Below are 22,610 nucleotides of genomic sequence, written 5' to 3'. Positions count from 1 at the left end.
TTAATAACTCAATAGCCATCCTAAAAGTGAGTATATTACTATAGGTATAAATATATTCTTGACAGATTTAGCGGATAATCAATTATTATCAAATCTTTATGATCTGGTAATTTCAAGAGACAAACAAATAGAGCTTGAAAAGTTGACCGAAGAAATTCTTGCCTTAGAATGTTTTGAATTTATTAGGTGTAAATTAAAAAAAATATTGATATTTCATTTCTCTCATGAAATTTTCGAAAGAATAAGGGATTATTAAATATTTTTCTGTTAGTCAGTTTTGCTACGTCTATTTGGAACAATTATAACCATTGAACTACGAAAGATCGGCAGGAATGATAAAATCTATTCAATTAATTAAAGATAGTGTTTCAACAACAATTAGTTACTTGAAAAAGTTAAGAAAGAGAATTGAATTCTGATTGCAACTTAGGTTATTAAAATTAAAGATTGTTTATAATTTGTGGTTTATTATTAATAAAATAAATATTTATTAGAATTAATTATTTAGTTGTAATAGAATGATTAATGTTTTTATTTTTCAGTTAGTTGAAAATTAACTCATAATTAATCACTTTGAGTTAATTTTTAAAATCAATATATTAGCTCCATACACTACACACAGTATTTTTTTGTTATTGTTATTTCTGCACTTGTTATAGTTACAAGCGTTTACTTTATTACTACATTGATCTTGTGGTTGGAACGGATGAATAAGTGCTGATTTTTATAAGTACTACTTTAATGTTTGGTGGGATGTATGAATGTTCATGTAATGAACTATAGGCATGAGACTTGAGTTTATATGTTATTACTGTGATTCTACTTTGAAAGGATGATCTATACTTAACATATGAGGTTCTGTGTTGATTGGTTTAGACGATAATGAATGGTTGTGAGTAGGAACTGAAGGAGATCTGAAATGGTTCTCGTTTCTGTTTTTCTTTTTGATACAAAATTATTTGACACTTTGAAGGAAAAACTTATTAATAAACTATTTTGAGAGGATATAAATTTGCTATTTAATATTAGAATTTTAATATTTGATTTGTTTAAATAATCAATTTTAATACATTTGCTAATCTAGTAAATGATCTTTTTATTAAAGATTGATTCTTTCAAATCAATATGGATTAGAGAATTCTTTTTCCTTTTATTCTGTTCTCCCCCCCCCCCATTAAAATAAGAATCGCATTTGAGTATTGTATAATATTATGTTTGGTTTATTATGAATGAGTGGATATTTTTCAATTTGATAATAATAATAGTTTGTTTTTTTTTAAGCTTAGCAATTGATTATATAAATAAACTTTATTTATCCAAAAATAAAACAAGATCCTGGTTGTGGTCTATGTTATTGTTTATGATTGGGGTTGTATTTTGGCTTTTTGGGGTGTTTTTAGAATCCGGATTTATTGCTGTCAGTTTTTCATTGGTCTTAATGGCGCATATTCATTATTATCTAGGTTTTAATAGTGTATTGGCTGAAAAAATTAGACAAAAAAGCTTTGGTGTAATAATATTATGGGGTGTATTTATTATTGTATCTAGTGTATTTTATATGGTACCTCAAAAGGTAATGGCTTGGTTGCATTGGGTAGGTTTGATGATTGTTGACATTGCAATGATCATTGAATTACTTAAAGGTGTAAAATCCAGGTATTTTATTTTTAAAATTCCAGGTTTGATTTCTGCCTTCATATCATTGTTTGTTGTAGTTTTTAGGATTTTGTCTTTAAAGAGCCAGGATACAATAATTACTGAAGTTGTTGATAATACATGGTTGTGGCTTATGGTGTCTATTGGATGTGTGTTTATTGTGATAAATATAGTGTCCATGAATATGGCATATGTATTAATATTATTTAGGAAAAGGAAAAAAGAGAAAGATGAGATCTGTCAGATAATCACACATGATTTGAATCATTTAATTTCAGAAATGTGTATGGAGCTAAATTCTGTTCAGAAAGATGCGAATTTGAAAGATGAACGAATTGAAAGATTGTTAACTGCAACTAATGTTATGAGAGATTCCTTGTATAATGTGTTGCGTTGGATGCTTAATGATTTTGGGGTGCAGATAGGAAATCTTTCCAAGATTAGTTTAAAATATGCTGTTAATAAAGTAATTGAAGATCTTAAATTGAATATAGATAGAAAAAGAATTCAAATTGTTTTCCGAAATGAGTTAGATTTTGAGGTTTCAATTAATATACTTGTATTTGATGCAATTGTTAGGAATTTACTCGAAAATGCTATAAAATATTCCAAAACAGAAGGTGTTGTATTTATCGATTTTGGATTAAAAGAAAAAAATATATTTCTGACCATTGAGGATATGGGCATTGGAATGAACAAACAAAAGTTAAGGCAGTTAAATTATGATGAAGTTGACTTTGGTATTGTAGGTCCGTATGGAGAAACAGGGAATGGATTGGGAATAAGTATCATCAAAAAAATGATAAGTGCCAATAATGGTACAATGCTTTTTTCTTCAGATTATGGTGTAGGTACTAAGGTGATTGTAAGCTTACCAAGTGATGATTTATAATTGTTTAGATAGAAATGAACAGAGAAATACGTGTTTTGATAGTTGAAAACGATAAAGGCTATGTTGATTTAATGTGTTCGCTTTTGAAAAATGAAGGGATAAATAAAATTGATGTGGTTGATTCATATGATGCGGCAATAGTGAATATGAAGAAAAGTAAGTATTCCATTGTCTTAATTGATATTGTTTTAAATAAAGATAAATCGGGAGTAAGGCTTGGTATGCATATTAAAGAAAATTGTGGTACTCCTTTTATGTATGTAACATCTAATATGAGTACTGCAATGCTAGAAGTATTGCAAGAATCAAAGCCTAAGTGTATAATATTAAAGCCAATTGATGAAAAAATGTTTGTTTACAATCTTAGAATAACACTTTATAATGAAAAAGTACCGCAAGCAAGTAATCTGGAATTAAAAGATAGAATTTTTGTAAAGAAAAATAATGTTTATGAAAAAATAGATATAAGTGAAATTAAATATGTTGAAAGTCATCAGATGTATAACTTTATATTTTTGAAAACGGGAGAAAGGTTAATGATTAGAGGTGGTTTGAAAGATTTTCATGAAAGATTTCCAGAAACATTTATTAAAATCAATCAAAGATGTGTTATTAATATGAATTACATTACAGGCTATGATAAGGATGTTTTAGTTGTGGATAACAAAGTTTTGAAAGTGAGTAGAAGATATAAAAATAAAGTATTTGATTACTTAATTTCAGTGTGAAATATAGAATTTATTTTAGTGTAAGGATTGGGCTTTTATAGTCTAATCCTTTTTTTTTCGATTTTTCAAAAAAAATCATAGAGAATTGTGTTTTATTGACTGTCCCAAAGAAGCAATGTCATTAAGTTAGCAGATTTTGCCTCACGCACACCCTTTTATTATTCCCTTTAGTCATGAGACGCTTCGCTTTGTACCCTAAAGGGAATAGCGCAAAGGATAAAGCCCCTTTAGAGCCTGTTCCGAGAATCGGAAGTTGGCAATGTTTATTAAAAGGATGTACCCTTAACTTAATGACATTACCCAAATTAGAGAGATTATACCTGTTTGCTTAATGTGGTTCAAAAGTAGCGATGATGTGATATTGAGAAATAATATATGTAATATTAGTATATGATGTCTTAGTCTAAAAGACTACAGTAATCACGATATGTTGGACTAGAAAATGTTGTTTTTAAGTTGAATTTAACCAGATCACTGATAGATTAATTCTGATTTGTTATTGTTTTATTCTTTAATGATTTTGAGTGTGATATCAAACCATTTTAATTCCTTGAAATAGTTTCATGTTGTCATTTGCAAGATTAAGGAATATGAATTATTAGGTTCAACAAATTTTTGTGATTTAAGTATTCTTTTTTTACCATTTATACTGATCTTAATCTGTTCTTTTTAGATATGCAAAATATTCTTTTCATGTAAAATGATTTCCTTGATTACCAGTTATGATCACAGGTTTTTCATGTGTATAGCAAACCGTACCTGACAATCCTTAAGAGAAATTTCACATCCTTAATTACTTATCTCCTCCTCCTAACTTTCCAGAAAATATGATATCAGCTATATGCATTGATTATGACTGTTGGAAACATGAATCCTTGTTGTGTAGGTTATAGTTTGACGCATAATATCAGTAAGATGTAAATTGTGTTGTAGGCTAAAAACGATAATTACGTAATAGGCTGTTTTTATGAGTGGTGATTGTTTTATTGTGAATTTCTAACTGCTTTAAAACTTGATAAAGTCGTAATGTTGATTTTTTACTGAACTTAATTTAGTAAAAGAGTGTGTTTTGTGCAACTTATTGCACAAAACAATCCAAATATTACAGGAAAACGACCACAAATCACAAAAAATTAACAAGAGTTAACTAAGAATGTACATTTGTGTATGGATTAATGATAAATGTTATAATCAAAGAAGAAGTGAAATGCTAATCTGTTAAAACAATGAATCTATTTAAGAAATGTTTCGGTGTACTGTTTTGTTTTTGTTCGTTTTGGGGGTATGGACAAAATGCGGATGTGTATATGAAGAATATTAGTGTTGTGATTGACGAGGGAGAAACTATGAGTTTTTTTGGGTCGTTTTATGATCAGACAGAAAATGAAATTGTACTGGGGGGTATGTTTTCATTTTGCAATACTCAGCCTGTTGAAGTCTTGTTCGGATCACAAAGTAATCTTGAAACATTAAAGTTGAGTTTTGCGGGAGAAAATGATGTTTCCTTGAGTTGTAATAATACTAGTTTGTCTGGCTTGAGTCTGGAAATGCCTAGTGGAAACCTCTTTCTTGAAGGAGAGGTGGGGGTGCAGGATTTCTTGACACTTAGCTCTGGAAAGTTGTTTGTAGAAGAAGGAGGAGTAGTATTATTGAATTCTGATGTTAGTTCTTTGGTGTTTAATAATCTTGCGAGTAATGATAGTTATGTTGTCGGAAATCTCAAAAGGAGAGTGGTAGCAGGAATGGAGTATGATTTTCCTGTTGGAGATGTTGATGCTTATCATCCTGTTGTATTAACAGATTTAAGTGATGATGATGATGTGACAATCTCTTATTCTGCTAGTCTTGATGACGAGTGGAGAGGTGTTGGAGGATCTGATGATGTGACTTTTTCTTTAGATGGGGGGTGGATTGTTAAGGATAATGACATGGGGAGTGAGTATAAGATACAGCTGTCGAGATTGGGAAATGATGCGAATTTGTTGGATGATAAGATGGCTGTGTTTTATACTTCTGATCATTTAAATGCGTTTGAGACACCTTATGTTGATAGATCTTCGCTTTTGATTGAGCCTTTTTATGTAATGGCAAATGAAAGGAAAGGTAGTGGAATGTATTCTCTTGTGAGAAATGATTACGGCTTGAATGAGGAGGAGGAGGATTTGGAAGTGGTGAATACACTGGTAGCAGATGATAGTTCGCCTAGTTATTTTAAAATTCCTGATTTACATAAGTTTAAAAGGGTAGATATAAGGGTTTCTGATTCATGGGGGCGAATTGTGTTTACAAGTAAGGAATATGCGAATGATTTTGATAGTAGAAAATATCCTAGTGGAACATATTATTATCATTTGACAGGTTATTTGTCTGATGGAAAGAAGATTGTGAAGGATGATATTATAGAGGTTATTCGAAAAAAATGAATGAAGATTTGTCGATAGGGGGTGTTGACAGGTTGATAATAAGGGAAACTAAATTAAAGAATTATTGATGAAACTTTTACTATCGTTTGTTGTAGTGTTTTTTGTAGGTATCGTTGTTGGGTATGCGCAGTATGAATCTTCGTCGCCATCTATACCAAGGCAAGAGTTTTTTAATCCGGCTTTTAATGCTTATAAAAATCATGGTTCTTTTAATGCGATGTTTAGGCAACAGTGGGCAAATAGTGGGGCTCATACGCCTGAGATGTTTGCGGCTAATTTGTTTGTGCCTACCAAAAAATATGGATTAGGATTGGGAGGAACCATTGTGTCGGAGGATATTGGCTTAAGGGTGGTTAATACTGTAACTGCTTCTGTTTCGCAGGGAATGCGTATTGGGCATAACGCATATTTGGCAGCGGGTATCGGTCTGGGACTTAAGTTGGAGTCTTATCAGCGTTCGAAGATAAAGGCATATCCTGAGGTTGATTTTAGTGATGTGAAAATGAATCAATCTCATCCAGTGGTGAAACTTGGTCTGATGGGCTTGTTTGGGTACAATTTTGTGGGTGTGAGTAGTAGTTTGAGGGTTAATGACCAGGATTTTGATTTTACCTATTTAACAGGTGTTGACTTTGTTGCTGGTAGAGTATTTGTGTTGAATTATGATTTTGCTTTTCGCACAACTCTAGTTGGTAAGTATTATAAGCAAACTCGTTATAATATATCGGCAGGTGAGATCGAGGATGAGTTTGTTTCTCCTGTGATCGATTGGTCTGTCTCCTGTTTAATGTACGATAAAATATGGCTGAGTGCAGGGGTTCGTTTCGACCAAGCCATAACTTCAATGGTTAATTATAGATTGAATGATCAGTTGAATATTGGAATGAAATATGAAATTGGAATAGGTTCCGGATACAATCGTTTCAATTCTCAAGGATTATACCTAACCTATAATTTTAAAAGGAAGAAACAAAAACGAGGTTATACTTTCTATAAAGGTGTATTTGGACATACTTCACGATGGAAAAAATCTCTTAATGAATACATGTATTAATATGGGAAAAAACTTTACTCTAATTACATTACTATTACTCCTATCATTTAGTCCTGTTTTTTCTCAAGAAACAGGGCATGCAAGAGGTATGACTCGTGAAATGCAAGGAGATAAGTATCATGAATATTTGCAAAAATGTAGTCACTATAAGTTACGTACATTGGCTAATGTTTATTATAAGAAAGGTAGCTTTACTAAAGCTGAAATGGCGTATGAATGCTTGTGTAAAAAGTTTCCAGATAAGGTTAATAAGCAGGATGCTGAATGTTTTTATGCGTGCTTATTAAAGAGTGATAGGATTGATGAGATACCTTATGTTGGTTTAGAAAAGTATGATGCGGAATTAAAGAATTTGATTCATATTGCCAAGGTAAGAAGAGAGGTGCGCGATGATAAAGGCATTTGCTTTAAAAAACAATTTTCTCAGATTGTAAGCCAGAGTAAAATGCATTTTGGATATAATATTCATGATGGAAAAAAAATAAGTTTGTTTCATGAAAAAGCGGAGCAAATTTATTTGCACGAATTGCATGAACGAGAATACAAAGAAGATGTTGAACTCTCTTTTAATAAAAGCAAAAAAGAAATTGTAGTAGCTTCAGAAAAATATGGAGAGAATACTTATTTAAACACAGTTTATAATTTCAATATCGGCTTGTATCAGATCGATATTGAGGGAGTGGGATTACCTAAATTTCCGTTTAACTCTCGAAAGTATTCGGTGTCAATGCCATTTTTTAGTGAAAAAGAAAAATGTTTGTTTTTTTGCTCCGATAATCCAAAAGGCTATGGTGGTTGGGATATTTATCGTTCACACCTGGTGAAAAACAAATGGCAAAAACCAGTGTTACTCGATGAAAGAATCAATTCAGTATTAGATGATATTTTTCCCGTAGTTTATGGTGATTACCTTCTTTTTAATAGTGATGGAAGGAGAGGGAAAGGAAAATTGGATGTTTTCGCTTACAACATGAAAGAAAATGTCGGTTATAACTTATTTGATTGTAACACTGCTCTTGATGACTATTGCTTGCGAATAGTAAATGATAGCGTAAACTTCGTTATCTGTAGAGATGCTAAAATAATGCATGGCAAGTTTTATGATTTTTGGGACAGGAAAGTAGAAGAATCTGAAATTGGCAAGCACCTGCTTCGACAAGATAGTTTAATTGTGAGTAAACTTGCTGAATTAGATAAACAGGAAGAAGTTGTGGTAAACAATGATCTTGCAACAGTTAAGTTTCCCGAAGTGTTTAGCTTTTACTGTGGAGCACCTATTTATTTTCCTTATAATGGAGATACTTTTGACCAGTCGTTCTGTGATTGTGTAAACGAATGCCTTTCCTATTTTTCTCAGGAAGTACATGCTAAAAATATAATGGTTTTTGGTTCTGCTGATCCAAGAGGAAGAGATGCTTATAATTCCTTATTGTCGCTTAATAGAGCCAAAAATGTGATCACTTATGCAAAGTCTCAGGCAAAAAAAGACTTCAATTATGTTACGATTGCTTTAGGGGAAAAATTATTTAACAAAGATGGAATTAAAAATATTGATGATTACCGCGAAGTGTTTTTAAGAGCCAGTAATTTCGATATGCCTTACAAAACCATGATAGCAGTTCGAAAAGATCAGTACAAGAGTTTGAAGTCAGTAGCGAACTGTTTTAATAACGACCCGGTTCTTTTGGATAAGTTGAATGAACTGATGTTCGAAAACGGGTTTGAGCCTGTCTATTTTGTGGGAATTCAAGGGTTTTACAAAGTTAAAAAAGGGGATAACCTGTATCGTATTGGGCTGAAATATTCTTGTTCAGTTGCCGACCTCATGAAAGTAAATCAGAAGAAAGGATATCGATTAAATATAGGTGAACTCTTAATTCTACCCATGCCTGAAAAATAGATTTCGGAATAATTTAATTGTTGTTTAAAGGGTATTTATAACAGATTATCGAAAATAAATAGAAACATATAATAAGATGAAAAAGAGACTTTTGATTTTTATACTACTAACAATGACTGTGGGCATATCTTTTGCTCAAAACGGTGGAGTTAGTATTGGTAAAGGCAAAGAGTTGGCACATGGTAAAGCAATACTGGAATTGGTGTCGGACTCCAAAGGTTTGCTGATCCCAAGAATTAGTACGAGTAATCGTTTGAACATGTTCAGTAGTGCCGACCCAACTGCAGTAGGTTTAATGGTGTTCGATAAGGATGTGAATGCATTCTTTTACTATACAGGTGATGCTTGGCAAAAGATGGGCGAAGGATCATCGGTCATCCAGGTAGGTGATGCACTTCCTGATGTAAGTGCCAGCTTAAAAGGTGAAATGTACTTTTTAACAACTAGTGATAAGCTTGCGGTATTCGATGGCACAGAGTGGAAATTTCTAGGTAACTCCAGTGTAAGCGATCTTGAATCGGTTCTGAAAAATGGAAACGATGCTGGAGGAAGAGTCATTAGTAACTTGGGTACACCTGTAAATGATACCGATGCGGCAAACAAAAAATATGTCGATGAAAATGCTCAGTTGATTAGTGAGAAGAATGTTGCTAACGGATATGTAGGTTTGGGGGCCGACAAAAAAGTGGCAGCGGAATACCTGCCGGGGATTACCCTAAATGCTGTTGATGTGGTAGCAAACGAAGCAGAACAATTGGCTTTGGATGCCAAAATGGGACACACGGTGATACGTACCGATATTAGTAAAACCTATGTGCACAACGGTGGAACGTCTAAGGATATGAGCGATTGGTCGGAATTGCTTTTTACCAACTCGGTTACCAGTGTGAATGGCAAAACAGGAAACCTAAGTATTGTGATTGATGATATTGCCGACTTACGAAATGAATTGAATTCGAAGATTAACAGTCCTGAAGGTTTGAGCAATAAAATGTTGATGATAAATGCCAGTGGCGACTTGGTATGGACTGCACCAAGAAATTTAAGCGATGTATTAAATGCTGGGAATGATGCCGAAGGAAAGGTAATTACCGGATTGGGAACACCTGTAAATGATACCGATGCGACAAATAAAAAGTATGTGGATGAAAGATTTGCAGCTTCGGGTAGTGGCGATATGATGAAGGTGGTTTACGATAAGAATGGAGATGATAAAGTCGATGATGCAGAAAAAGTAAATGGTTTAACTGTTGAAACAGCCGTACCAACTGCTGCCGTATTTACCGATAACCAAACCTTATCACAGGTTTTAACACAGGGGGCCGATGCCGATGGAAATGCCATTGCTAACCTGGCTGCTCCAACCAATGATACCGATGCTGCAAATAAAAAATATGTAGACGAGAAAGCTCTTGTTGCCGATTGGAATCAAACCGATGAGAATGCAGCCGATTACATCAAAAATAAGCCGGACTTAAGCGAAACCAAGAGGAAAATATATTATGGTACCCATGCTAGTTTTGCGACTACGACACCGCTTAGCGAAGCTGAAGTTATTGCGTTTACCAGTGTGGATAGCCAAAGTGGCTTGTTAGATGTTAATACAAACAGTCAGGCTGGATATTTTACTTTGGTGATGCCGGCCTCATGGCGCAAACCAGATTTAAAAATCGATGGTGATGATACTTTCCTGGTATTTACATCTGCTCAAATTATTGAAATTGAAAAAGTACAATATACCGTGTGGCAAACCGACGTGGCCTTGCCTGCCGGTTTAAACATTAAGCTTAAATAAAGGAAATGCGCTAAGCATGTAATCAGGATATTTTATCCAAATCACAAATTTTATAAAACAGTGTAGTTATGATGAGAAAATTTACGTTTTTAATGGCATGTGCAGCTTTTTTTGCGACGACAATAAAAGTTTCGGCACAAGAAACAAGAGTGACAAAACAAATTAAAACATTCGAATGGATGGATGTAGCGGTTGTTGACGGAAACCAGGTTGAAGGTGGTGCTCATGTTTACAACAAGTTTGCAGATTTAACAAGTTTAAAGCCTAAGCAACAGAAAGTTGGTATGTTAGTAACCATTTTAGATCCTAAAGGTGATGGAACTGAGCCGGGTGCAACCTACCGTTTGTTAAATGCAGGTTTAGATGCAACAAATGTGATTAAGCCTGTAAACTACGAGCGTTTAGATGGAATTATTGTTGCAAACATTACCGATAGAGATGCGCTTTTAGGGGCTGATAAAGCCAAGTTGGCCAAAGGAACCATTGTTGGTGTTTTAGAAGGTGAAACAGGAGAAAAAGTAGCATTCCTTTATACTGCAAGTCCTACTGCAGGTGAAGAGTGGATTCAGTTGGGTGGTGCCGGTACTGCTGGTTTTATCTTGATTGGACAAGGTGCTGTTCTTGATACGAAAGGTTACAAAGATGGTTCTGCTACTGCTGGAGCAATCGATTTTGTTGCTGATAAGGACAATAAGTTGAATTCTTTTATTGAAGCGCAAGTTGTACTAACAAAAGCTGGTGGTGCATGTTATGTAGCTTTCCCTGAGGCATGGAACAAGCCAACTTTCTACGTGAAAGATGCAACTGGTGAGTATCCTATTTCTGACTGTTGGACAGTATCTCACAATGTGAAGAAACACAAAGTTGATTACCAGGTGTGGACTGCTGATATCGATTTTGCTAAGGACATGGCAAATGATGATGACTTAACTTTAATCGTACGATAATAAAAAAGAAAAATCTGACAGTTACATATTGCAACTGTCAGACTTGAAAATAGTAATCAAAACGTGTCGAAGAGAGTCATCACAAAAAGTAAGCAAAAAATGAAGGCTTAAAGCCTCAGTATTTTGTGAGAAACTTTCTACGGCGCATAAATATAATAAAAAATGAAAAAAACTCTATTTCTACTAGTCGGATGTTTTATGCTTTCAATGGCTGTTAACGCACAGCAGAAAGTAACAAAGAAAATTGAGATGTTAAAATGGATCAACGAAGCCGTTGTGGATGCCAACAATGTGGGTGGTGGTGTTCATCTTTATGCTACCTGGACCGAATTAGAAACTGCAGCCAAGAACAATAAAAAGTTCGGTGGTGGTATGATTGTTTCTGTGGCTGGTGATTTGTACAAATTAGCAGGTGCTGAAAATGCTGAAATTGCAGAAGCTGATTTAAAGAAAAAAGACCAGTGGTCTTATATTGGCCCAATGAAAAAGGTAGCAGATACTGGTGCACGTTTGGCTTTAATTAATGCTGATGGTGCTAGTGATTTACCGTTGTTAAGCCCGGGTACTGTTGTTAAGGTAGCGGATGCTGACGGTTCAGGTAACCCTGCAACTTATGTATTCAACGGAACTGCTAACGGGAAATATGCTGTTGGAGATACTGATAATGAAAAGAAAGAAGTGTACTGGACCAACATTACTGCAACTGGTGTTGAAGGTTATTTTTACCAAAAAGGTGACTTGGCAGCGGCAGCTACAGCTGTAGCCGATTTGGATAAAGGTACCGACAAGCTTGAGGTATTACCGGCTAAAACTACTATAGATATAACCAAAGGTAAATTTGTAGCTGTAGCTTTTCCTAAAGCATGGAGAGCGCCTCAGTTCATGATCGATATTGATGGTACTGAATATGTTTTAACTGACTGTTGGACAGTGACAGAAGTTGTTGTGACAGGTGTGAAATACCAGGTGTGGTCATCTGATGTGGCAATTGGAGATGCTGCAGATACCGAAACTTATAAAATTGTGGTAAGATAAGACAATCAAATTTGATTAGGAGTTTCTTAACAGTTAATAAATAAATTGATAAAAATAAGGATATGAAAAAGATAGTATTGTTAGCAATGGGCTTTATGATGACTTTGTCGGTAGTAAATGCTCAAAATAAAGTGACCAAACGCATCGATATGGCCGACTGGGTAAACCAAGCCGTTGTGGATGCCAACAATGTGGGTGGTGGTGTTCATCTTTATGCTACCTGGACTGCCTTAGAAACAGCTGCCAAGAACAATAAAAAGTTCGGTGGTGGTATGGTAGTTTCTGTGGCTGGTGATTTGTACAAATTGGGTGGCGCTGAAAATGCTGAAATTACAGAAACTGATTTAAAGAAAAAAGACCAGTGGTCTTATATTGGCCCAATGAAAAAGGTAGCAGATACTGGTGCACGTTTGGCTTTAATTAATGCTGATGGTGCTAGTGATTTACCATTGTTAAGCCCGGGTACTGTTGTTAAGGTAGAGGATGCTGATGGTTCGGGTAACCCTGCAACTTATGTATTCAACGGAACTGCTAACGGGAAATATGCTGTTGGAGATACTGATAACGAAAAGAAAGAAGTGTACTGGACCAACATTACTGCATCTGGTGTTGAAGGTTATTTTTACCAAAAAGGGGAATTGGCAGCAGCAGCAACAGCTGTAACCGATTTGGATAAAGGTACCGACAAGCTTGTAGTTTTGCCGGCGTCAACTGAAATTACTGTAACCAATGGTAAATTTGTTGCCATAGCTTTTCCTAAAGCATGGAGAGCCCCTAACTTCACCCTTGATGTTGATGGAACTAAATACGTGTTTAACGATTGCTGGACAGTAACTGAGGTAGTTGAAGCTGGTGTAAAATACCAGGTATGGTCGTCTGATATCGAAATTGGAGCTACTGGCGATGGTAAAGTTTACAAAATCATTGTAAAATAATAAATAGTCCTCTTTAAAAAAAACTGGCTCTTCATCCGTAGTCTGAAGGGCCGGCTTTTTAAAGATTCTTGATTGGGGTGCTTTTGAATTCTGGCTAAACCAATAGGATGTCTAAAATGGTGATTTTTTCCATGCTAGTTTGTAATAATTTTTTTCTGAATCAGAATTAAAATCAAGCATCACTAAATACTTAATAATAGAAGCAAATGAAAAAAACTTTTTTACTACTGATAAGTTTTGTGGCGGTTTTTGGGGCAGTGAATGCTCAGAATAAAATCACTAAGAAATTGGAAATGTCAGACTGGGTAAACGAAGCCGTTGTTGATGCCAACGATGTGGCTGGAGGTGTACATACCTATGCTAACTGGACTGATTTGAATGCCGAGAATAAATACAAGAAGTTTAGAGGGGGCATGATTATTTCTGTAGCGGGCGATTTATATAAATTGGCAGGAACAGCAACCAATGTAACTGCTGCAAACAAAGATGCTATTGCAGGCGGGCAATGGACCTATATTGGCCCGATGAAAACAGTGGCTTCTACAGCAGCTCGATTGGCCCTTGTACCTGGCAGTGGTGATACCGACACCCCAATGTTAGCGGCAGGTACCGTGGTAAGAGTTGAAACGGCTGATGGAGCAACAAACTATGTGTTCAACGGTACAAGTACTGGGAAGTATGATGCCGGCGATACCACTGATGAACTGAAAGAAGTCTATTGGAGCAACTTAAGCTCGCCTGAGGTGGAAGGTTATATTTATACGAGCGGTGCTTTGGCAGCAAAAGCAAGCAGTATAAGCGATTTAACCAAAGGGGAGAAAAATACAAAAATTCCAGCAACTGAAATCACGCTTACCGATGAAAAATTTGTTGCTGTAGCTTTCCCAAAAGCTTGGGGTACACCTAGTATTAAGATTGCAATAGGTACAAAAATGTACAATCTGGATGATTGTTGGACAGTATCTCATGAAACACATGAGGGGGTCGAATACGTGATTTGGGCATCCGACGTAAAAATTAAAAAAGAAGTTGCAAGTGACGAGTATAAAATTTTAGTAAATAAAGTTTTGGTATTCTAAATCAGTTTTTTGATAAAATAAATTAAACCAAAGAGTTTTTTTTAGTTCCATCTAACCTTAACTAGAAAATTACAAACAGATGAAAAATATAGTTTTACTACTGATGATTTTGTTTGCAGCTCATATAAGTACGCAGGCGCAAACAAAAGTTACAAAAACCATAAGTCCGATTAACTCGGATTTGCCTGTGGTTTTCCAAAAAAATATCAAGGGAGGTGTGCACCAAATCGACGACCTTAAAATTAATGCTGCCGATGCTTCAGGCGAAGATATTGCTGCCGATTTAAAAGAAATGGGCATGTTGGTGTGGGATAATGCTTCCGCTGCGCACTACCAGTGGAATGGAGCATGGTTAAAAGTAAATGTAATTTACGATTGGACCGATGCTGTTACGGCCAAAACAGGACAAATATTCTTAAAAGAGGGAATGCTTTTTAAGGCATTGGCCGATGTGCTAATTGATGCAAATGGCCTGGACGATAACGATACCGATCCGGCTAAAGATGATACAAACTGGAAATCTGTTGGTGATGGCATGGGCGACCACGTTGCTACAAAAACAATTACTGCAAAAGATGCAGACATTCCTGTTCTTGATATGAAGGATGTAAAGGGAGGATACCACGTAGTTGCCGACGATGCCGAATTAACTGCATTAACTGGTAATCATAGAAAAATTGGAATGATTATTTGGCATGAGGCTAATGGAAACCATTTTCAATATGCTGCAAATGGCTGGAACAGAGTGTTTGTGTTGAACTTAAGAAATAATGGTACCGTAGCACATATGCATGATTTGTTTCTCGATTACGAAAACTCTAAAATTTACCGTTGTATTACATCACACACCATTACCCAGGCGCAGATAGATTCGGGAGTGTTCGACGAAGTAAATTGGGAAATCGTGGGCGATGGTTTCGGCAAACACATTGCTGAAAAGAATATTACAATGGGCGATAAAGGAATCTCCAACGACGGACCTACCGATAAATTGGTGACCGATGCCGAAGCCGAAGGTTTGTTTTTCGATACCGATGGAAATGCAACCTTTAAACAAAATGTAACCATTCGTGGCGATCTGGCAATCCCTTCCGATGGACGCCTAAAAAATCATGTAGAAACAATTCATGGTGCATTAAACAAAATTCAGCAATTGCGCGGTGTTACCTTCCAATACAATAACCAGAAAAAATATGCCAACGGAACGCAGTATGGCTTAATTGCTCAGGAGTTACAAAAACAATTCCCAACAATGGTGAAAATGGGACCCGATGGGTACTACAAGGTAAACTACCTGCAATTAACTGCGGTCTTGTTACAAGCAATTAACGAACAGCAGCAAATGATTAATCGCCTGGTGGAAGAAAGCAAGTAAATGTGGTGTTTGCTATTACAGCATGAATGTAAAATCAGAAATAAAATATAAAACCTGTACATAAATTATAAAAGAATGAGAGCTAATTTTATAAAAATATTGTACCTAATCATGTTGACATTGCCACTGGGAGGCTTTGCACAACAACAGGTAAAAGTGAAACTGAAAGGGGTGTACGATTCCAGAATTACACTAAGCCCCCAAAACGGGATGGATTTTTCTCGTCCCATAAAGGAATACGAAGGAGTGAAAAAAGGACAGCAAGTCCTGTTTACAGTTCCCGATTCTCTTTTGCCGGGTGAGTTCAACCTCGAATTTCGTTCCAGGCTAACATCCAAAGATAATCCTTATCCCTCGCGATTAAGCTTGTTTTTAAACAAAAAAGACTCCATAAGAGTACTTGCAAATCCCCTGTTCTTACAAGGCGATAGCTTATTAATTGAAAATGGCCGCGAAAATAATTTGTGGGACAATTTTATGCAAGAAGCACAGGAAAAAAAACAGCAAATAGGCCTTTTGCAACAATTGCTCGAATATTACAGCGAAAAAAATAGCCCGGTATGGAAAACTTGCCATAAAACCTATAACAAAAAAGTGGCAGAATACAACCAATGGGTCGATCAGCTGGCCGAAGAAAATAAAGATTTATTTGTGGCCGGACTCTTAAAATTTCAGAGCTTACCAAAGCTCGATTATAAAAAATCGAAAGAAAAACAATTGGAAGAATTAAAAGCCGATTATTTTAATGATTTCGATTTTTCCGATACACTGCAATTGCGTAGCAAACAGGTAAAAAACTTTTTGGCAGGCTATGTAAACCTACATGGCGGGCAAGCAAAAACAATGCAACAGGCCGATAGCATTATGGCACAGGTTGCACAAAAAGCGCTTACAATGGCTGCAAAAGGCAACCCGCAGGTATACGGTTTTTTTGCCGATTACTTTTTTACAGGTTTTGAAACCTATGGTTTTACCAAGGGCATTGAGGTGGTAAACTACCACAGCGACCAGGATAATTGTTTTACCAATAAAAAGAAAGAAATATTGCGACGCGTGGCTGGCATGAAAAACATGAAAGTAGGCATAACAGCACCACCCGCACAAATATATACCATTAACCAAACCGAAGAGGAATACCTAAAATGGGATGCTAACGACAGCGAGTACCAATTGCTGGTATTTTACGACCATGAGTGTTCGCACTGCGAAATGCTAATGGATGAACTAAAAAGCTGGATTGCCAAGCCCGAAAACAACGAGTGGGTAAACATTGTGAGCATTGGGCTCGATAAAACTCACCAGCAATGGTTAAATGCTGCAAAAATGGCCAAACTGCCCTGGACAGATACCTATGCCCGCGGCGGCATAAACTCACAGGTGGCCGAAAACTATTACATACTTAGCAGCCCTACACTAGTTGTGGTAAACAAAAACGGAAAAATTAGTGCCCTGCCTAAAAATATGAAGGAATTGAACCAATTCCTGAACAAGGTAAAGGGAATATAATATACAGTTATCAGTTATCAGTTATCAGTTATCAGTTGTCAGGAACTGACAACCGATAACAAAAATATAAGCGAATTAAAAATACAGAACCATGAAAAAAATACTTTTTCTTTTTGCCATGCTGGCAATTGTTGCTACTACAAAAGCTCAGGAGTGCGACCCTGTTTGTCCGAAATCTATAACTGTGCAACATGTTAAGGGGGACATATCTGCAGAAACAGTGAAGATAACTTATGAAACTGCAGAATACCAGGGACAATGTTTTTTGACTAAAAATTTAGGAGCGAAAAATTCTCCAACAAGCTTGGGAAATTATGGACCAGATGTAGATGGTTGGTATTTTAGATGGCACGAGTTACAAGGATATGTAGTAGGTGATGCTAAATGGGCAGACGTGAACAATCGTTATACCGACGCTGTTACAGACGCTACCGACCCGTGTACTCAACTTCTAGGGGCGCCATGGGCAATGATCCCTTTTAGTGTGTGGGAGTCTTTTAGGATGCAAAACATAACCTCGTCAGTACTGCAAACAAAAATAAAGGTAAACGGTGCGTCAGGACTGCTAGACCCGTTAGGCAATGTTATAAACCGCTCACAAGGTTATTATCTCACTCGCGACATATATAGTTTATCATCACCCTCATACCAAGGCGACTGTTATTTAGTGTTTAGTAGCGGAAGTGCCGTGGCTCCTAATTATTATGGTCAAAATTATGGCTTATCTGTTCGATGTAGTAGAAGTTTGTAAATTAGGAATACTGTGTCACCAAGCGTTTATTTAAACGAGGCTAAAGCTTAGGCACCAATGGGGAAATAAAATCAAGAATTTTTATTGTAAATTATTGTTTTGTAGGTATTTATTTGCTTGGTGAAAGCAGGTGACAAAAGGAAGGTAAAGCTTGGTTTGTTTGGTGGTGTTTGCAAGGCTGAGAAAAACCAAGCTGCAAAGCAATAGCCTTTTAGGGCTTGGATTAAAATAAATGAAAATCAAAACAATGGTAAAAACATTTAAAAACGATGCTTTTTTGCCTCCCAATTAAGAAATAAAAAGTTTTAGGGATCATTGCTTTTGTGAAATGTCAGGCAGGGCTGCTCTGGCTTTGGGTAGAAACTCAGAGTAGCACAGAGGCTGTCCAAAAAGTAAGTTTAATTCATGTAGTGTCATGTTGAACAAAGTGAAACATCTGATAATTAAATAAACAGATTCTTCTCCTGAACCTTCGGGATCAGAATGACAATGATTTTGTACAGCCTCCCTGGCATTTCTTATTTTCAGGAATAGGTAAAAAAAAGAGAAACGAAACAAAAAAAGCAGAGGGGCTTTGTGGCCATCGCAAGCACTAATGACTAATATGAAAATCATGAAAAAAATACTATATTCTATTTTAGCCTTGGGCATATTGGTCCTGCTCTTAGCCGGACAGGCCAAGGCGCAGAAAGATTATTTTAGGGTGAAAAAAGTGGGCGATTTTAACCTGACCCACCTGCCGGTTATCGATGGTTTATCCAGCATAGAAACGCCACTGCCCGGCATGATGATTTACGAAAAAAACATGAAAGCCGTACTCTACCGTACCGATGGGGGCTGGGTAGACATGTGCAGCACCGAGGCCAGTCTAAGTGTCGAAAATGAGTTCAAGGTAATTCAAGGCATTCCCTGCTTTTTTGTGCGTTCAACGCCATCGGCCTCTCCCGGGCAGGGCGAATTTTATATCGATATTGAAGACAAAAAAATAATGTACTACACCGGTACCTCTTGGGTTTCATTAGACGAACTCCCGGCCTATATTACGGCAAATGGTTCTTTTGCAGTAAACAAATCTTCCGAAGTAAAAGCCTACGGAACCTGTCGTATAACTTTAACGGATACAGAAATAACAGATGCCGCATTAGAAGAAGGTGCCGTGTACATTAACCGATCAACCGGTATTGCCTATGTGTTCGATGGAACAAACTGGAACGAAATTTCCTGCAATTTAACTTGTCGTCCGCTTGCCAATGCTGCCATAAGTGGCGACAATTACCTGGAAAAAAACTCGGCCGATAATGGAAAAATGTTTGCAGAATTCGCTTATTGGGATGGTGAAACCACAGCTGTAAATCCCGAAAATTCGGGATTGGGTTCGGTCGATGTCAATTGGTATCTGTCCAAAACTGCCGACCATGCCGATAAGCTGCTCAAAAAAAATACTTCGGTAGAAGCCACTGCTGGCAATGCTACTATCGAGGAGGCACACAGCTATACAATTACCGACCAAATGTTGGTAGATGGCTACCTTTATGTAGGCGTGGGCATTGTACCCTATGCCACCGAGGCTGCCAGCTTGGGCGAGGAAAGCATTGCCTGGCTGCCCATTGAAAACTGTGCGCCCATTTTAGGGCCTGTAGCCGTGCAAGGCGATGTTACCGGTGCCGATGATTCTGTTATCCAGGCCGAATATGCTTACTACGACAAGGAGAACAACGAGGAAGGTACTCACCAATACCAATGGGAAAGTGCCAGCGATGCCTCGGGAATGGGTGCCAGCGATGCAGGTTCCGCCCAAACTTATACGGTGCGCGACGAGGATTGGGGAAAGTATTACCGATGCACCATTACGCCCAAGGCAAAATATGGTAAAATAATTGGCGATCCTAAAACTACGGCCTGGCGTAGGGTAGAAAACTGCGGCCCCTTTACCCATGTAAACATCAGTGGCGATTTTAATAGCGGGCTGTTGGTTGGCGAATATGCCATGCGAGACAAGGAAGACAATCCTTACGCTTTACAAAATATAAAATGGTATCGAAACAGCAGCGAAAGCACTTCGGGTGCCACGGTAATTAGCAGCGGTACAAGCAACTTTACCTATACTCTGCAAAATTCCGATGTCGACCAATACATAGGTTATTCTGTTACTGGTGTAGCTACCAAGGGAAAACTACAGGGCGACGAGTATGTGGTGTGGAAACTGATGAGCAACTGTGCTCCGCATATCGGAAATGCAAGAATTCAGCGCGATGGCAATACACTTCGAGGCGAGTGGTCGGCTTACGATGCCGAGAACAATACCATTGACGAACCTGAATACTCTTGGTTAAGAAATGGAACGGTGGTGTCGAGTGCACAAAGCTATACCCTTACGGCTGCCGATGTGGGTACCAGCATAACTTTGAAAATCACGCCGAAAGCAACGGTAGGAAAATTGCAGGGTGATGTATTCACAACTGCTGCTATCAACATTAGTTCACTTTAATTTAGCCTGAAATGAGCATACAAATCGAGATTTCTGGCAACAATAAGGAAGAGGCCATAAGAAGAGGGGCCTGTTGGGATACCGAAAACAAATTGTGGTACATCCCCGACAATAAGCGTTTGCATCTGTTTGAACAATGGCTGCCCTTTAATGCGCTTATTGTAAAATCGCCCCTCTTTTTTGTGGTGAAGCAAATGACATGCCCGCACTGTAAGCAGGAAACACCATATATCATTATGGGGGCAAAAAATATAATGTTGCCATTAAAAAGTGGGGAATACACACAATGGGTCGAAACAAAAAAAGGATGTTTGTTTTCAAATGTGGAATATATACCTCATGCAGTGCAAAATTTGGTGAATCTGAATTTTCCCTTTTTCAAGTCGATGAATTCAAACGAGCTTAAGGGAGAATTCATGATAAATGAGTGTATTCATTGCAATACCCCTTTAATTAACTATTACGATTTCTTTAATACCAAAGAAATTATCAATTTTTTGTTAAACGAAAAAAACTTTACAAAATCGAATTACCAGTTAAATTATTTGTATGATATTCCCTTGGTGGGCTTATATACTTTTAATCAACTAAACGAATTGGAAATGAATGTGGAAGATCTGATTATTTATTAAGCTTTATGGCAAATGAAAGTACATGATAATATTCTTTTTAAAGAATGCTGAGAGCAATTAATTTTCAACTACAATTATAACACTACTACTACTATGTTTTAGTTAACACTTTCGTCAGGCTTTACTTGCTCTCAAATCTTGGCGAAATCAGAGAAAGGAGGATGACCTCCTCCTTTCTTCATTTTTACGAAAACCAAATAATTAAAAATACAAGAATGTTTAACACAAAGTACTCACAATCAAAATCAGATTCAGGAACTGTTAAGCATCAATTGCCTCCAACTTTATGGAGGATAAGAAAAAAAAACTTAGCGTTTAAAGAAATAGCGCCTTAGCATTAAAAAAATTACAGGTGAATCGGAAAATCAGTAAAATAGTACTAATGGTGTTTTTTGCACTTTACACAAGTTCTTTGTGTGCACAAATGCTATCTGTAAATTCCGAAAAACCTCAAATCAATATGTTTTATGCTTTGCCTTTAAAAAATAATTCGTCGGTGGTTCAATTAAAAGTATTTGCTACCGACAATAAGGGAGTAATGGGCTTCTTGTTAAAAGATGAAAACACAACTACAAATATAACTGAGAAGGGATGGAGCAAGAATCGACCAGTATCCTATCAACTTAAGGAGTATGGCATTTATAATTTGTATTTATGGGTAAAAGATACCGATGGCAATATAACGGGCCCGGCAAGCTGTAAGGTAAATTATGACCCAAAGGATAGCATAAAACCGGTAATTGAAAAATTTGAATGTCGCTGGTCTGCAAATAACGAAATTACTTTCGATATCAAATGTAAGGATAATATAGGGGTAGATAAATATTTGATTAAATACAATTGTTCAGATGGAAATACCTGGACCAGCCAAAAACCATCTAAGATGTACCTAAAAAACAAACAGGAGTACACATTTTATTTATGGGTGAAAGACATTGCTGGTAATTTAAGTACAGTGTGCAAGTGCAAGTGCAAGTGCACCAACAAATAATAAAAATTTAAAGAAGAATAAATGAATGTTGTTGTAACCATCGAAAAAGCAGAAAACGGATTTATAGCTTATTGCGATATGGATGTAATGTTGATTGATGAGGATAAAAACTTAGAGAGAGTAAAATTAAAACTCGAAAGACAGATCTACAAGTACATAAGCAAGGATAATGTGAAAATTGATATCGAATACCGCTATAATGCCAAGAAACTGCTAAACGATGTAAGACCATTTATTTCCAGTGTAAAACTTTCAGAATATTCCGGACTTACACCGGTATCTATGTGCTATTACAAGAGTGGGACAAGAAATATTACTGAGAAAAATTTTTTGAGATTGATAGAAGGGGTCCGCACAATAGCAAAAGAGTTATATCTATTATCAAACTGATGATCTTTTGGCATTCAATAGGAGCGGAAATGA

General features: G+C 36.5%; 17 protein-coding genes. All 17 read left to right on the top strand.

Features of this window, described 5'->3' with window-relative positions; all coding sequences use genetic code 11:
* Positions 1-1,225: 1,225 nt before the first annotated feature.
* The 17 genes from DF185_RS09415 (at position 1,226) to DF185_RS09330 (ending at position 22,577) form a co-directional block, all read left to right on the top strand.
* Complete coding sequence (locus DF185_RS09415) at positions 1,226-2,548, top strand: sensor histidine kinase (RefSeq protein WP_110360485.1); 1,323 nt, start codon at positions 1,226-1,228, stop codon at positions 2,546-2,548.
* Between the two features lie 14 nt (positions 2,549-2,562).
* Positions 2,563-3,276, top strand: coding sequence for a LytR/AlgR family response regulator transcription factor (locus tag DF185_RS09410; RefSeq protein ID WP_110360484.1), 714 nt, complete (start codon positions 2,563-2,565; stop codon positions 3,274-3,276).
* A 1,307-nt stretch (positions 3,277-4,583) separates the two neighbouring features.
* A complete protein-coding gene (locus DF185_RS09405; RefSeq protein WP_165835991.1) occupies positions 4,584-5,699 on the top strand; it encodes a T9SS type B sorting domain-containing protein in 1,116 nt (371 codons plus the stop codon).
* Between the two features lie 67 nt (positions 5,700-5,766).
* Complete coding sequence (locus DF185_RS09400; RefSeq protein WP_110360482.1) at positions 5,767-6,753, top strand: type IX secretion system membrane protein PorP/SprF; 987 nt, start codon at positions 5,767-5,769, stop codon at positions 6,751-6,753.
* Entirely contained in the window at positions 6,737-8,653 is a 1,917-nt protein-coding gene (locus DF185_RS09395; RefSeq protein ID WP_110360481.1) for a LysM peptidoglycan-binding domain-containing protein, read from the top strand. The genes DF185_RS09400 and DF185_RS09395 overlap by 17 nt, the downstream gene beginning before the upstream one ends.
* A 76-nt stretch (positions 8,654-8,729) precedes the next feature.
* Positions 8,730-10,448 (top strand): phage tail-like protein, encoded by a 1,719-nt coding sequence (locus DF185_RS09390; RefSeq protein WP_133250009.1) that lies wholly within the window; start codon positions 8,730-8,732, stop codon positions 10,446-10,448.
* A gap of 68 nt (positions 10,449-10,516) precedes the next feature.
* Complete coding sequence (locus DF185_RS09385) at positions 10,517-11,395, top strand: hypothetical protein (RefSeq protein ID WP_110360479.1); 879 nt, start codon at positions 10,517-10,519, stop codon at positions 11,393-11,395.
* A gap of 162 nt (positions 11,396-11,557) precedes the next feature.
* Positions 11,558-12,430, top strand: coding sequence for a hypothetical protein (locus DF185_RS09380; RefSeq protein WP_133250008.1), 873 nt, complete (start codon positions 11,558-11,560; stop codon positions 12,428-12,430).
* Between the two features lie 62 nt (positions 12,431-12,492).
* Positions 12,493-13,365 (top strand): hypothetical protein, encoded by an 873-nt coding sequence (locus DF185_RS09375; RefSeq protein ID WP_110360477.1) that lies wholly within the window; start codon positions 12,493-12,495, stop codon positions 13,363-13,365.
* A gap of 206 nt (positions 13,366-13,571) precedes the next feature.
* On the top strand, positions 13,572-14,444 hold the full coding sequence (locus DF185_RS09370; protein ID WP_110360476.1) for a hypothetical protein: 873 nt from the start codon (positions 13,572-13,574) through the stop codon (positions 14,442-14,444).
* 79 nt (positions 14,445-14,523) lie between these two features.
* The gene (locus DF185_RS09365; RefSeq protein WP_110360475.1) at positions 14,524-15,819 is read left to right on the top strand and encodes a tail fiber domain-containing protein; all 1,296 of its coding nucleotides are present in this window, start codon (positions 14,524-14,526) and stop codon (positions 15,817-15,819) included.
* Positions 15,820-15,894: 75 nt separating this feature from the next.
* Positions 15,895-17,325, top strand: coding sequence for a thioredoxin family protein (locus DF185_RS09360; protein ID WP_110360474.1), 1,431 nt, complete (start codon positions 15,895-15,897; stop codon positions 17,323-17,325).
* Positions 17,326-17,416: 91 nt separating this feature from the next.
* Complete coding sequence (locus DF185_RS09355) at positions 17,417-18,076, top strand: hypothetical protein (RefSeq protein ID WP_110360473.1); 660 nt, start codon at positions 17,417-17,419, stop codon at positions 18,074-18,076.
* A gap of 988 nt (positions 18,077-19,064) precedes the next feature.
* Complete coding sequence (locus DF185_RS09345; RefSeq protein ID WP_133250007.1) at positions 19,065-20,564, top strand: hypothetical protein; 1,500 nt, start codon at positions 19,065-19,067, stop codon at positions 20,562-20,564.
* Positions 20,565-20,575: 11 nt separating this feature from the next.
* The gene (locus DF185_RS09340; RefSeq protein WP_110360470.1) at positions 20,576-21,196 is read left to right on the top strand and encodes a DUF5710 domain-containing protein; all 621 of its coding nucleotides are present in this window, start codon (positions 20,576-20,578) and stop codon (positions 21,194-21,196) included.
* 352 nt (positions 21,197-21,548) lie between these two features.
* Positions 21,549-22,187 (top strand): hypothetical protein, encoded by a 639-nt coding sequence (locus tag DF185_RS09335; protein ID WP_133250006.1) that lies wholly within the window; start codon positions 21,549-21,551, stop codon positions 22,185-22,187.
* 21 nt (positions 22,188-22,208) lie between these two features.
* Positions 22,209-22,577 (top strand): hypothetical protein, encoded by a 369-nt coding sequence (locus tag DF185_RS09330; RefSeq protein WP_110360468.1) that lies wholly within the window; start codon positions 22,209-22,211, stop codon positions 22,575-22,577.
* The last annotated feature ends 33 nt before the right edge of the window (positions 22,578-22,610 follow it).

The organism is Marinifilum breve (genome assembly GCF_003202155.1).
Lineage (GTDB): Bacteria > Bacteroidota > Bacteroidia > Bacteroidales > Marinifilaceae > Marinifilum > Marinifilum breve.
Note: the sequence above shows the minus strand (reverse complement) of the source record. Positions and strands in the feature narration are given on the sequence as shown.